Origin of the sequence: Campylobacter gracilis, assembly GCF_018374135.1 — a bacterium.
GTDB classification, from domain to species: domain Bacteria; phylum Campylobacterota; class Campylobacteria; order Campylobacterales; family Campylobacteraceae; genus Campylobacter_B; species Campylobacter_B gracilis_A.
In genome coordinates, this window is record NZ_JAHAFS010000010.1 from 75450 (window position 1) to 88685 (window position 13236).

A 13236-nucleotide genomic window follows, 5' to 3' on the forward strand; every position below is an offset into this window, starting at 1 on the left:
GTTAAATTTTACGATTTAAAATTCTAGGGATATGAATATATAAGTCAAAATAAGCTTTTGTAGTGTATATTAGATATATCAGATATTAAAATCCTCGTCGTCGACACAGCTCATCGTTCATTACCATTGAGAAGAGCATCTCGTTATCGAGATAATATGTCTGATAAATATATTTAATGCCAGCATCTTTTGCTTTCGAGCCATCACTCAAGCTCATATTAAGAATTCTACAGCTCCTATCTACTATATCGGAGTTATTTTTGTTGTTATGAAGAAATATACTATATAGCCTTTGCTTATATTTTTCTCTATCTATATTTGGTGCAGTAATATGAAATGTGTATTTGATCGTTATAGTATCACTTTTACAGACTAAAATAGGGAACATAGTAGCAATTTCACCAACCTCTTGTTTTAAATCATAATCACTCATGATCTGAACTGCAATATTTTGATTGCATCCGTCATTAGCAAATGAAATGCTGATCCCCAATAAAAGAAAAAATATTGTTTTACGCATTTTGTGGCCCTTCTGTTATTTGCATATATTTTCCACGCTATGGTTACTAAATAAATTTTTAGATAATTCAATAATCATATTTTTTGCAAAAATTATCATCTACCATAACTATATAAAAAGGCTCGTTGTTGCCAAAAAAGTATATAAAATTTGTTTTTCGGTTTAAACCTAAATTCTGAAAGGTATCTAAATTAAAACAGATTGAATCAGCTGCGATTTTATCGAGTGTCCCCTTTGCTCTTAAATACGCAGCTTCTTTTTTAGATATGTTTTGAGATCTTTTTAAATCAGTACCGACCATCATCGTACTATTTTCGCAGAAAAAACCAATATACGCTTTTTGTTCTTGCGATAACGAATTAATAGTTACTAGAAACTTTTTTACCTCTTCGTTATCACATGCATCATAAGCGAACGAAGCGCCGATCGTCAATATAAGAGAAAATATTATTTTGCGCATAGCGTAAAACCTTAAAATTATTTATCAGCAGAAAATTCGCGCAAGCTCGCTAAAGTTTTACCTCGTTGCTCGTTAAACTCAACGCATATTTCTAAAGCATTAGAGAATTTTTCAAATGCGGTTTTTAGTTTATTTGTATCTTCATTGTTACAACAAAACGACGTTAATTGCTTATCTCCCATATAGATATCTACTGAATTTTGCGGATATTGTGAATTCTCCATCTTTGTAATTCTTAGTTTTATTCCCTCAGAATATTGGGTGACGATGTTCATAACTTCAGACTTATCCGCTCTTTCTTTGATGATTAGTTTCAAAGTGATTTCCTTATTTAAAATTTAAATTATGATACCCCCCCTACAAAATGCTTAAATTTAGAAATATTAATTTTAAATTTTTATTGCGTTTGTCAATAATTTTTATATCAAAGCATAGAGTAAATGAGAGCTTTAACGCTTAGATTGGTAGTTAATTCGTAAGCCGGTATTGAAGTAGATATCGGATATAGAAATTTATATAAATCTTGGTAATTAAAGATTTTTCTAAAAGTTTTAAAGCCTCAACAAATTATACCGTCATTTACTTACAAACTCGGTAAAATCACTGATTATTATCGCTAGGCACCTTTAAAATTTGAACTAAATTTCACGTTTTTAGAATTCTTATTAAAACTGAATGCCATTAAGGCTGCTAATTTATATTTTTTCGTGATAGCATATCTTAAAATTCCGATTAAATTTAACGCGGCATCGGATTTTAAAATTTACCGCCTTTTTTGTACTTTAACTCTTGGAGAGGTTTTTGCACCTTGCGATTTTGCCTGCGGACGCTCGATAATGCGAATATTAGCGTTTGAGCGGAGTCTGTCGTTAAACTCGGTGATTGCCTTTTTGCGCTCAGAGGTCACGTAGCCTTCGATCGCCTTTTCTTGCACGCTGTCAAAATCAAGCGTACGAAGCCCTTTTTTGTCATTTACATAAAACATCTCATATCCGTTGCGCGTAGGGATGATCGGCGAAAATTTGCCCTGTTCGACGTTCGTGACGATGTATTTTAGCCCCTCGTCCATTTGATTGGCCTTGAGGGTTCCCTTCATCACATACACGTCGCTTGGGCGGAGCTTTGGATTTGCGCGAATCTTATCGAGCGGAGCTTGTGATTTTGCGATGTAGCGGGTGAGCGTGATGCTATCGAAGGTTGTAAATAATGAGCTATTTTGGCTATAAAATTTTTTAACATTTTCGGGGGTCGTGCGGTGCTGTACGTCTGCGAATATCGAGCCGTAGAGCTTTTCTTCAAGCAGTGTGCGGCGGATATTTGCTTTAAAGTCATCGTAGTTTATACCTTGCTTTTGCACGGCGGTTTTGAGCTGGTCTAAGCTAAGCTTATTTTGATCGGCGATTGCTTTGAGCCTCGCGTCGATCTCCGCGTCATTTACCGCGATACCGCGACGTTTAATCTCGGATTGTTGCAGCTTTTGCCCTATTAAAATTTCCATCGCGGCTTGCGGCGAAGCACCCGTTAGTTTTTGAACTTTGGCTAGTTCGTAGCCGGTGATGGGCTCATTATCTACCACGGCGATGACGCCGTTTACTACTTCGGCATTTGCACAAACAGCACATATCATTGCGGAAAAAAGCAGTTTCTTTATCATTTTTAACCTTTATTTAGTCTTTTTGCTTTATAATTACAAGATCGCGATTATAACATTAAATGGTAATTTTTGCAAAGGAATTTTATGATAGTAACTCGTTTTGCGCCGAGTCCTACGGGATATTTACATATCGGCGGACTTAGAACGGCGCTTTTTAGTTATCTTTACGCTAGGGCAAACGGCGGCAAATTCCTGCTGCGTATTGAGGACACTGATCTGAAGCGCAATTCGCAGGAGGCTGCTAAGGCGATCGAGGAAGCCTTTAAGTGGTGCAATCTAGACTATGACGGGCAGATCGTGTATCAAAGCTCGCGCTTTGATCTTTACAAACAATACGTCCAAAAGCTGCTAGATGAGGGCAAGGCATACAGATGCTATATGAGCAAGGATGAGCTGGATGAGCTGCGCGCGCAGCAAGAAGCTCGCAAAGAGCGTCCTCGCTACGATAATCGCTATCGCGATTTTACCGGCACGCCGCCTGCTGGGATCGAGCCCGTAATCCGCATCAAATCCCCGCTTAGCGGCACGATAGAATTTAACGACGGCATCAAGGGCGAGATAAAATTTAACGCCGCCGATATTCTGGACGATTTCATCATCGCGCGCTCCGACGGCACGCCTACGTATAACTTTACGGTCGTGATAGACGACGCGCTGATGGGCGTCACAGACGTGATCCGCGGCGACGATCATCTAAGCAACACCCCGAAGCAGATCGTGCTGTATAACGCGCTAGGCTTTAAAATCCCGAAATTTTATCATGTCGCGATGATCAACGGCACCGACGGCAGCAAGCTAAGTAAGCGCCACGGCGCTACCGACGTGATGGAGTACAAGCGCATGGGCTATCTGCCGCAAGCTCTGCTAAATTTCTTAGTACGTCTGGGCTGGAGCCACGGGGATGATGAAATTTTTAGCATGGAGGAGATGAAGCGATACTTTAATCCTAACCATATCAGCAAGAGCGCTAGCACCTTCAACCAAACCAAGCTCGAGTGGCTAAATGCGCATTATATTAAAAACTCGGGCGATGATGAGCTTGTCTTGCAGCTTGTGGAATTCGGCGTCGATATCCGCTCGCACGCGAAAAAACATCTCATCTCCCAGCAGTACAAACAACGCGCAAAAACGCTAGTGGAGATGGCTGAGGGCATTAAGGTTCTTCTAAACCGCCCGAGCTGCTACGACGAGAAGGTGTATAAGAAATTTGTAACCGAAAGTTCGCTAAGCTTACTCGCAAAATTTGCGGATACTCTAAGCGCAAATTTAAATGCAAAGGAGTGCGAGGAAAGGACGATGGGGTTTTTGGACGCAAACGGCGCCAAGCTAAAGGATCTTGCCCAGCCGCTACGCGTTGCGATCACGGGAGGAAGCGTAAGTCCGTCGATTTTTGAAATTTGTGAAATTTTAGGAAGCGACGAAGTTAAAACGAGAATTTCAAATTTAATCAAAAAAGGATTATAAAATGGCTAAAGTAAACGTTGAAGCGGCTTTGAAGTACCACATAGGCGGTAAAATCGGAACGAATGTAAAAACGCCCTGCGCTACGGCGGAGGATTTGGCGCTTGCATATACGCCGGGCGTCGCGGAGCCTTGCAAAGTGATCGAAGGTGATCACGAGGCTGCGTTTAAATACACGAATAAAGCCAATCTCGTAGCTGTTATTACTAATGGCACGGCGGTTTTGGGTCTCGGAGATATCGGCGCAATCGCTGGAAAACCCGTAATGGAGGGTAAGGCGGTTTTGTTTAAAAAATTCGGCGGCGTCGATGCCTTCGATATCGAAATCGATGAAAAGGACCCTAAAAAGATAATTGAAATTTGCAAAGCGATAGCGCCTACGTTCGGCGGTATAAATTTAGAGGATATCAAAGCTCCCGAGTGCTTCGAGATCGAGCGCGAGCTACAAAAAGCCGTCGATATCCCCGTCATGCACGACGATCAGCACGGTACCGCGATGATTACGGGCGCAGGGCTAATCAATGCAGCCCTCATCAGCGGCAAAAAGATCGAGGATATGAAGATCGTAGTCAGCGGCTCGGGCGCTGCTGGCATAGCGTGCGCAAAGATGTATCGTAATTTAGGCGCCAAACATATCATAATGCTCGATTCCAAAGGGGTGATCCATAAGGGTCGCACCGATCTTACCGAGCAAAAGAAAGAATTTGCCCTAGATACCGCAGATCGCACGCTAGAGGATGCGATGAAAGGCGCGGATATGTTTTTAGGACTTAGTAAGCCGGGCGTTTTAACCAAAGAGATGGTAAAGACTATGGCACCGCATCCAATCATTTTTGCGCTTGCAAATCCTGTACCGGAAATTTATCCAAGTGAGGTCGAGGAAGTAAGAAACGACGTGATCGTAGGTACGGGTAGAAGTGACTTTGCAAATCAGATCAATAACGTTTTGGGCTTTCCGTATATCTTCCGCGGCGCGCTTGACGTAAGAGCCAAAAAGATTACCGAAAATATGAAAATTGCTGCCGCTCGCGCGATGGCGGATCTTGCTCGTGAAGAGGTTCCTGCAGAAATCCGCAAGATGCTGGGCAAGGATAACTTAAAATTCGGCAAAGACTACGTGATCCCAAATCCTTTCGATCCACGCGTATTTGCCGTGATCTCGACGGCGGTTGCAAAAGCTGCGGTAGATGACGGCGTGGCTCGCGTCAAAGACTTCGACGCTGCGGCTTATAAAAAGAGCCTGGAAGCCAAAGAGCTATGATTTTTTGCTCCTACACGAGGCGAGATTAAATTTTAAGAGGCATAAATGAAAGATTTGGCTTTACTTACCGATTTTTATCAGCTTAGCATGATGCAGGGCTATTTTTTTACGAAGCCCGATCAGACAGCGGTTTTTGACGTTTTTTATCGCAAAAACCCAAGCGGCGGCGGTTATGCGATATTTTGCGGCTTAAACGAGGTCGTGGATTATATCGAAAATCTCAGATTTAGCGACGATGACATCGCATATCTAAAAAGTCTAAATTTCTTTAAGCCCGAATTTTTGGAATTTCTAAGAGGCTTTAAATTTAGCGGCGAAATTTACGCCATGGACGAAGGGCAGATCGTATTTCCGCACGAGCCGCTAATTCGCGTCAAGGCAAATATCATGGAGGCGCAGCTCATCGAGACTGCGATCCTAAATACTATAAATTTTCAAACTCTCATCGCTACGAAAAGCTCGCGCATCAATTTTAGCGCTAAGGGTGATTTGGTGATGGAGTTTGGCTTGCGCCGCGCTCAGGGGCAGAGTGCGGGCATCTACGGCGCAAAGGCTGCGATTATAGGCGGCTGCAGCGCCACGTCAAACGTACTCGCCGCAAAGAAATTTGACGTCCCTGCGATCGGCACCCACTCGCACTCGTGGATTCAGAGCTTTGATAGCGAGCTGGAGGCATTTCGCGCCTACGCTAAAATTTATCCGAACAGCGCGCTTTTGCTTGTCGATACCTACGATACTCTCGCAAGCGGCGTGCCGAATGCGATCAAAGTTTTTAAAGAGCTGCGCGCGAGCGGTCATGAGCCGCTTGGAATTCGCATAGATTCGGGCGATCTGGAGTACCTAACCAAACAGGCGCGTAAGATGCTCGATGCGGCGGGCTTTGAGAACGCAAAGATCACCGCATCTAACGATCTGGACGAATATGCGATCGATCAACTCAAGCTTTTTGACGCTAAAATCGATAGCTGGGGGATCGGCACGAGGCTCATCACCGGCGGAGATAGTTCAAGTCTAGGCGGCGTGTATAAGCTAAGCGGTATCGAAAAAGATGGCGAGATCATAGCTAAGATCAAAATTTCAAACGATCCGCGCAAGATCAATAACCCCGGTTACAAGCAGGTCTTTAGACTCTATGACAAAGATAATGGCATGGCGCTTGCCGATCTGATCACGCTTGATGGAGAGAGCATAGACGAGAGCGCGCCGCTTGAAATTTTCCATCCGCTTTATACCTACAAGCGTAAAATTTTAACGAATTTCAGCGCGCATAAGCTCTTACGTCCCGTTTTCAAGGAGGGCAAATTCGTAGGCGTGCGCCGCACGGTAAGCGAGATTGCGCGTTTTAGTAAGGAGCAAAAGAGCAAATTTTGGCTCGAGCACCTTCGCAACATCCATCCGCAAAGCTACAAAGTGGATCTCTCTCAAAAGCTTTGGGATATCCGAAAATCACTCATCAACGAGTGTAACCTAAATTTAAAGGAGAAATATGTTTAAAGTTCTATCGTGCGCCGCTTTGGCGTTAGTTTTGCTAGGATGCGGCTCAAACCAGCTCCGCCAATCCCCAGATAGCGCTATGAATAAGCAAGCACAGAGCGAAAAAACTATAACTCAAGAGAACGCAAAGACCTTCTATTTCGTCGATGACAAGGGCAAAAAGCTTTCGCTTAGCTCAAACGACGATTTCAATACCGCCGTGTTAAAGGACGATAGCGGCAAAAGCTACGATCTTAAGCGCGACCGCGCCGCCGACGGCATCTATATGGAGAATAAAGACGGAGTGAGCATCCACTTCAAAAAAGGTGAGGGCATAGTGGAGTTTAGCAAATACAAATCCATCCCGATCACCGAGGTCAAATAAATCCTGAAATTTTTTGGTTAAATTCCGATTTAGCGCCGGAATTTAACCTCTTTTCCTGCGCTAAATTCGGAGAAAGTTATGTTATTAGGCAAAATTGATTATCTAAATTTGCTCCCATTTCACGTATTTTTAAAATCCCTTCCGCTGCCGTCTTATGTTAAAAAATCGATAGAATTTAAAAAAGGGGTGCCGAGCAAACTCTGCGCCGATCTTTATTATAGGCGCATAGACGCCGCGGTAATCTCCAGCATCGAAAGCCGCCGCGCAAAATACCGCAAGCTACCTTTGGGAATCGTCGCAAAGCGCGAAGTGCTAAGCGTGCTCGTGCGCAAAAACTCGGCGCCTAGGCTCGATCCCGCGTCAATGAGCTCAAATATGCTAGCTCGCGTGCTGGAACTTAGCGGCGAGGTGCTAATCGGCGATAATGCTCTAAAGGCGCTGCTTTCGCAGGGCAAGGATAAATTTTACGATCTGGGCGAAATTTGGCAGCAGCGTACAGGCTTGCCTTTTGTTTTCGGGCGGCTGTGTTGCGTGAAAAACGAAAAAGCTTACGCGCGCTTGGCGACGAAATTTTTACGTTCGCGCATTAAAATTCCAAGATATATCCTGCAAAGCTACGCCCTTTCGCGCGGCATAAAAGAGCGTGAAATTTTAAATTATTTGAAATTTATAAGCTACAAAATCGGCGTCCGCGAGGAGCTGGCGCTGAAAAAATTTATCGCCAAAGCCAAAAAATTAAAATTTAATCCGGTTCAAAAGGAGGAACTATGAAGTCTTACATCGACGGCTTGCTGTTAAATTTAAAGCGCGCCAATCCCGGTCAGGAGGTCTTTATCCAGGCATCGACCGAAATTTTATACTCGCTCATACCGCTTCTAAAGCGCGACGAGAGGTATGTGAAAAATAAAATTTTAGAGCGCATTTTGGCACCCGAGCGCACGATGATGTTTCGCGTCGTCTATATGAGCGACGGCGGCGAGCCCTGCGTGCATACGGGATATCGCATAGAGTTCAACTCCGCTCTGGGCCCTTATAAAGGCGGTCTGCGCTTTCATCCGAGCGTAAATTTGGGCGTTTTAAAATTTTTAGGGTTTGAGCAAATTTTTAAAAATTCCCTCACGGGTCTTAATATCGGTGGCGCAAAAGGTGGCGCAAATTTCGATCCCAAGGGCAAGAGCGACGGCGAGATTATGAGATTTTGTCAAGCTTTTATGTTAGAACTTCACCGCCTAATCAGCTCCAATACCGACGTGCCTGCGGGCGACATCGGCGTGGGCGGTCGCGAGATCGGTTATATGTACGGCGCATATAAAAAGCTCACCCGCAGATTCGACGGCGCGCTTACGGGCAAGGGGCTAAGCTGGGGCGGGAGCCTCGCGCGTACCGAGGCTACGGGCTACGGATCGGTCTATTTTGCAAACGAGATGCTCGCTACCAGAGGCAATTCGCTGCACGGCAAAATTTGCACGATCTCGGGCGCCGGCAACGTAGCGATCTACACCGCTGAAAAGCTCTATCAGATGCAGGCTAAGCCCGTCACCGTGAGCGATTCTACGGGCTTTATTTATGACGCCGAGGGAATTGACGTGGCGCTTCTTAAAAAGCTAAAAGAGCAGCTGCGCGTGGGGCTTTGCGAATATATTAAAGAGCGTCCTAACGCAAAATTTATCCCAGTTAGCGCCTATCCCGCAGGCCGCAACGGCGTGTGGAGCGTGCCGTGCGACGCAGCGTTTCCGAGCGCTACGCAAAACGAACTTAATCTGCAAGACGTAAAGACTCTCTATGCCAACGGATGCCGCATGGTTTGCGAGGGCGCGAATATGCCAAGCACGCTCGAGGCGATCGATTTTATGCTCGCGCAAAAAGACTTTCTTTTCGGTCCTGCCAAAGCGGCGAATGCTGGCGGCGTAGCTACGAGTGGGCTTGAGATGGCGCAAAACGCGCAGATGGCGTCGTGGAGCTTCGAGGAGGTCGATAGCAAGCTGCGCGAGATCATGCGCCACATATTCCGCACCAGCTACGAGACCTCGAAGGAATTCGGCGCGGAGGGCAATCTTGTGTTGGGCTCGAATATCGCGGGATTTCGCCGCGTAGCCGATGCGATGCTGGATCAAGGCCTGGTATAAGCTTAACTCGCTTTATTTTGTCAAAAGCGGCAGCTCGCTTTTAAATTTAAGCTCTTTAAATTTACGGCGAGCTTTTTGGCTGCGGCGGGCTTGATAAAATTTCAATCGTTTGTGCTGAGGATATAGCCGCTCATCGCTATAATTGCTTTATGTGCCCTGCGTTGGCATCGTTTGCGCTGCGTAGATTTAAATAACGCCAAGCAGAGCGTTTTAAAATTTTAGCTCGTCGTAGCGATGCTTTTAAAATTTAGCCGCAAGCACGACAAAACCCGCCGCCAAATTTCATCTTTAAATTTGGCAGGTAAATTTCACCCGTTAAATTCAGCTTTGAAATTCTGTGTTTAAAATTTAGCCTCGAATCCGCTTAAATTTAGCCTAAAATTTTATCTTAAATCGCCCGCGCAGTGCGTAAATTTACACCGCGCAGGCCTGGCGTTTACTGCAGTTTGGCATAATGGTGCAAATTTTATCCAAAGGTTGCAATATGAAAAAATTTATGGTTTTGCTCGCCGTTGTGGCTCTGTCGTTTGCGCATGCGGACGTGACGGATATCCTAAAGCAGGGCGCGGACGCGCTCGGTGCGACTAGGAGCGGGAACTACAAGGATTTGCTCGCTTCCGCTACGAACCGCGCCGCAAGCGAGCTCGCCAAGGGCTATATCCACAGCAAGACCGCTAAAATCGAGCTTCCTCCTTCGCTGAAGGCGGCTGCGAAGCTTGCGAGAAAGGTAGGCGGCGATAAATGGGAGCAGCAGCTGGTAGAGAACATGAACGATGCCGCTACCAAGGCGGTGAGCGGCGCGAGCAAGGTATTTTTGCAAGATCTGAAATCGATGAGCGACGCCGACGTTAAAAAGCTCATCGGCGGCGGCGACACGGCGCTTAGCGAGTATCTGCAGAGCAAGTCGGGTGCGAAGCTGCGGGCGGTTTTTAGGCCGATCGTAAGCGACATGATGAGCAAAAACAGCTTTGCGACGGCGTATAACGGGCTAAATTCCTTCGCGCAAAACAAGATCGCGGGCAATGAAGCGGTGCAAAATATCGCGCGCGGGCTGGGCGCGAGCGAGTATCTGCCTAAGCAGGGCGAGGATTTGAACGATTACATCACGCAAAAGACGCTGGACGGGCTATTTGCGGTGATGAGAGAAAAAGAAAGCGCGCTTCGCGGCAGCGCCGTCGGCAAAGGTGCAGGGATTTTGGGTAAGGTGCTTAAATAAAACTTGCGGCTAGGCTTTGGCGTAAATTTCGCCGCATAGCTGCTTATAATTGCTTTGCGCCGTAAGCTTGGGTAGCCTAAAGCTGTGCGCAAAACGCCCGCTCGCGCGAAGCGGCTGCTTGAGTTAAAGTAGGCGTGCGGCGGAATTTAGAGGTTCGTTTGTGGCGTGCTCGCGGCAGGCTGGCTTTATACGATAATCTTATGCGGAATTTAGTTTGCGAAATTTGAAACTGTAAAATTTAGAAATTTAGCAAGATGTAAAGGATTTGAAATTTTAAAATTTCACGCGGAGTTTTAGAATTCCATGCGGTATTCAGATGCGCGCATAAATTAGCGCCTATATCTGAAATTTTACAAAGCGGCGGAGTATCGAGAAATAGGGCGATATTAGATAAAAGTGTAAGGATAAAACAAGAAAGCCATCTTGTAAATTTCGCTTCTTTCATATCTCTCTTTATGTTCGGCAAAACTCGGTTTACTCATTAGTTCTATTATTTTCCGATTCCATTTTTCTTAATTCTTTAAGCGCTCTATTATAGACATTGGCTTGCTTGCAAACTCTACCTTCAGCAGCAATATATCTTACTAAGTTTATATCATTTGTATCGATTGCTATCAATAATCTACCCATAAGCCTTTCCTCTACAAAAAACGTATAATCGCACTTTGCACACAAAGTACTTTCATAAATTATAAATAATAACAAAACTACTATGGCGCAAATTATAAATTTTAATGCTTTAACCATATTTTCTCCTTGTGTATATCCTTGCCCGTATATTGATAATGTCGATTGGCGAGGCATTATATCACTTCTTATTTTTAAATTTAAATCTCTTTCGCTTAATTTTTATAAAATTTTCCAGTTGCTTATCGGTAAAATTTAAAATCTCTCTTCGATTTTGCAAATTTACGTAGGTGTGCCTTATATCACAGCACCTATAAAAAATATATTTCCAATTTTTAATTAGCCAGTCCGTATCAATGGCGCTTTTATCTGTTTTAAATAAAAACGGCAAAACCCATAAACCCGCTTTGTAGCCGCTAATTACGATCAATTTTATAAAATTTACTCTATCACCGTCTTTTGCTTTTACTACGATAAAGCTTACATTTTTCTCGTATGGATAGCAGGATTTTCTACATTCGATAATATCTCCAACCTCGATCTTTCCGCGAAATTTCAAGAGAGGAATACTAAATTTTTTCATTAGATTTCTCTTTATGCGTCTATTGCGTCCGAATTTATCCCTAGGTTTTATCAGTCTGAAACCAGGGATTGTTTCGTCGCAATCTTCTTTGTAATCTTTCAGTTCATCGCTACTAAGGTAATTATCGGAGCATATAAATACCTCCTGGGGGCTCGCATTGATGCCGAAATTTGCTAAATTATGAATCAATTGCTCCTTGTCCACTACAAACCCCGCTTTGCTTGATAGCATCTCATCCGAAAGCTCAAAATATCTGGTATCTTTTAAATTTAAAAGACAAGGATTTTCTGTCCAGAAACAGCGCTCATCGCAGACCATAAGCTCATCGTCGTTAAATTTTATAATATCGCCTCTTTGTAAATCATTGTCGAAAGTTGATATTGGTAAGATAGTCATTCAAAGTCCTTTTTGCTTGCTAGATTAAACATGTTCATAATAAATTTTCGTTATTTGTAATCGCTAAATTACACCTCTATAACCACATCCTTATACTTTTCATAAAGCCTCGGCTTTAAAATTTTATCACGATACTCTTTGCCCGCCTTAGTCATACATATCCAATGGCTAAATCTACTCCAGGTATCGGGATTCTTCCAAGTTATCTCTGCTTTGGGAGTGATGTTCTCCTCCTCTAAAAATTTATACCCAAAAAAGAAATTATCTCTAAAATAGATCCACTTCTCATAAAGCGACATCCCTAGATCGATCTTGGATAAATTTGTATCGAAGTCAGCCCATTCCTTTCTTAAATTTTCGCTCTCTATGCCGAAGTCTATCATACCCCCTAAAAATAGTTGACCCATTACTCCGAAGTATTCTCCCGCGTATGTCGGATAGGCTGAAATTTCAGGATTATCTTCGTCCGCTAGCTTATAGCCGCTTTGGATAATCCCATATAGTCCAAACCATTCGTACCAATCAAAGATTTCATATTCAATGTAATCCAAAATATCTTTTTTTCTGGTACCCGGAATTTGAGCTAATATGCGAATAAACGAATCCATCCAGCAATCAAATCCTAAAGCCTTATAAAGTTCTTCATCTTTGTTAAAAACCCAGCCGTATAGTTCATTCGGTTTTAAAATTTTAAATTTCATAGTATCTCCTTTTTAAATTTAATCAGTTGGCGATATAAAATTTACCTCATCAATCCGTTTAATTGATCTCATATAAACTCGCTAATATAAAAATTATTTGATTCCGAGAGTTTAGGCATACTTTTTAGTATTTCACCTAAATCGACGCTCTTTATTTCGGCGCAATTTTTTACATCGCCGCAGATACCGATAAAAATAAGATCGTCTCCATTTTTGCCTATAAATTTACCCTTTGCGTAATAACCGCCTTCAAATCTTTCATAGGCTATATAATATAATATTTGCTTTAAAATTTCACTTTGATCCAGCTTGAAAAAGGTGCAGAATTTCGCGCCCTCCATATCTTGCGATATGTCGGTGGCGCCTACAGAGC

The 13236-nt window shown here is 43.5% G+C and carries 16 protein-coding genes; 7 read left to right on the forward strand and 9 right to left on the reverse strand.

The features are described from left to right. Positions 1-85: 85 nt before the first annotated feature. The 4 genes from KH703_RS06125 to KH703_RS06140 form a co-directional block, all read right to left on the reverse strand. On the reverse strand, positions 86-520 hold the full coding sequence (locus KH703_RS06125; RefSeq protein WP_298782901.1) for a hypothetical protein: 435 nt from the start codon (positions 518-520) through the stop codon (positions 86-88). Between the two features lie 67 nt (positions 521-587). Further along, a complete protein-coding gene (locus KH703_RS06130) occupies positions 588-980 on the reverse strand; it encodes a hypothetical protein (protein ID WP_304294984.1) in 393 nt (130 codons plus the stop codon). A 17-nt stretch (positions 981-997) separates the two neighbouring features. Beyond that, the gene (locus KH703_RS06135; protein ID WP_297962220.1) at positions 998-1297 is read right to left on the reverse strand and encodes a hypothetical protein; all 300 of its coding nucleotides are present in this window, start codon (positions 1295-1297) and stop codon (positions 998-1000) included. 446 nt (positions 1298-1743) lie between these two features. Continuing rightward, entirely contained in the window at positions 1744-2634 is an 891-nt protein-coding gene (locus tag KH703_RS06140) for a peptidylprolyl isomerase (RefSeq protein WP_304294987.1), read from the reverse strand. A gap of 84 nt (positions 2635-2718) precedes the next feature. Between KH703_RS06140 and gltX the strand changes: the two genes are divergently transcribed. The 7 genes from gltX to KH703_RS06175 all read left to right on the forward strand — a co-directional run bounded on the left by gltX (position 2719) and on the right by KH703_RS06175 (position 10556). Then, on the forward strand, positions 2719-4098 hold the full coding sequence (gene gltX / locus KH703_RS06145; protein ID WP_304294988.1) for a glutamate--tRNA ligase: 1380 nt from the start codon (positions 2719-2721) through the stop codon (positions 4096-4098). 1 nt (position 4099) lies between these two features. Next, positions 4100-5356, forward strand: coding sequence for a malic enzyme-like NAD(P)-binding protein (locus tag KH703_RS06150; RefSeq protein WP_304294990.1), 1257 nt, complete (start codon positions 4100-4102; stop codon positions 5354-5356). Between the two features lie 45 nt (positions 5357-5401). Then, positions 5402-6850, forward strand: a complete 1449-nt coding sequence (locus KH703_RS06155; protein WP_304294991.1) for a nicotinate phosphoribosyltransferase — start codon at positions 5402-5404, stop codon at positions 6848-6850. After that, entirely contained in the window at positions 6843-7214 is a 372-nt protein-coding gene (locus tag KH703_RS06160; protein ID WP_297900380.1) for a hypothetical protein, read from the forward strand. Before KH703_RS06155 ends, KH703_RS06160 begins: the two co-directional genes overlap by 8 nt. Positions 7215-7292: 78 nt before the next feature. After that, positions 7293-7985 carry an MqnA/MqnD/SBP family protein gene (locus KH703_RS06165; RefSeq protein ID WP_304294994.1) on the forward strand — a complete coding sequence of 231 codons (693 nt, stop codon included), beginning with the start codon at positions 7293-7295 and terminating at the stop codon, positions 7983-7985. After that, a complete protein-coding gene (gdhA, locus tag KH703_RS06170; protein ID WP_304294996.1) occupies positions 7982-9340 on the forward strand; it encodes an NADP-specific glutamate dehydrogenase in 1359 nt (452 codons plus the stop codon). The genes KH703_RS06165 and gdhA overlap by 4 nt, the downstream gene beginning before the upstream one ends. 484 nt (positions 9341-9824) lie before the next feature. Next, positions 9825-10556 (forward strand): DUF4197 domain-containing protein, encoded by a 732-nt coding sequence (locus tag KH703_RS06175; protein WP_304294997.1) that lies wholly within the window; start codon positions 9825-9827, stop codon positions 10554-10556. A 238-nt stretch (positions 10557-10794) separates the two neighbouring features. Here the strand turns inward: KH703_RS06175 and KH703_RS06180 are convergent, their stop codons facing one another. The 5 genes from KH703_RS06180 to KH703_RS06200 form a co-directional block, all read right to left on the reverse strand. After that, positions 10795-11001: a hypothetical protein gene (locus KH703_RS06180; protein ID WP_304294998.1), complete on the reverse strand. Its 207-nt coding sequence runs from the start codon at positions 10999-11001 to the stop codon at positions 10795-10797. 29 nt (positions 11002-11030) lie between these two features. After that, positions 11031-11303 (reverse strand): hypothetical protein, encoded by a 273-nt coding sequence (locus tag KH703_RS06185; RefSeq protein ID WP_304294999.1) that lies wholly within the window; start codon positions 11301-11303, stop codon positions 11031-11033. Positions 11304-11364: 61 nt separating this feature from the next. After that, positions 11365-12162, reverse strand: a complete 798-nt coding sequence (gene imm45 / locus KH703_RS06190) for an Imm45 family immunity protein (RefSeq protein ID WP_304295001.1) — start codon at positions 12160-12162, stop codon at positions 11365-11367. Positions 12163-12230: 68 nt separating this feature from the next. Then, positions 12231-12863 (reverse strand): hypothetical protein, encoded by a 633-nt coding sequence (locus tag KH703_RS06195; RefSeq protein WP_304295003.1) that lies wholly within the window; start codon positions 12861-12863, stop codon positions 12231-12233. A 68-nt stretch (positions 12864-12931) separates the two neighbouring features. Next, on the reverse strand, positions 12932-13236 hold a 305-nt coding region (locus tag KH703_RS06200; protein WP_304295004.1), incomplete at its 5' end, for a hypothetical protein.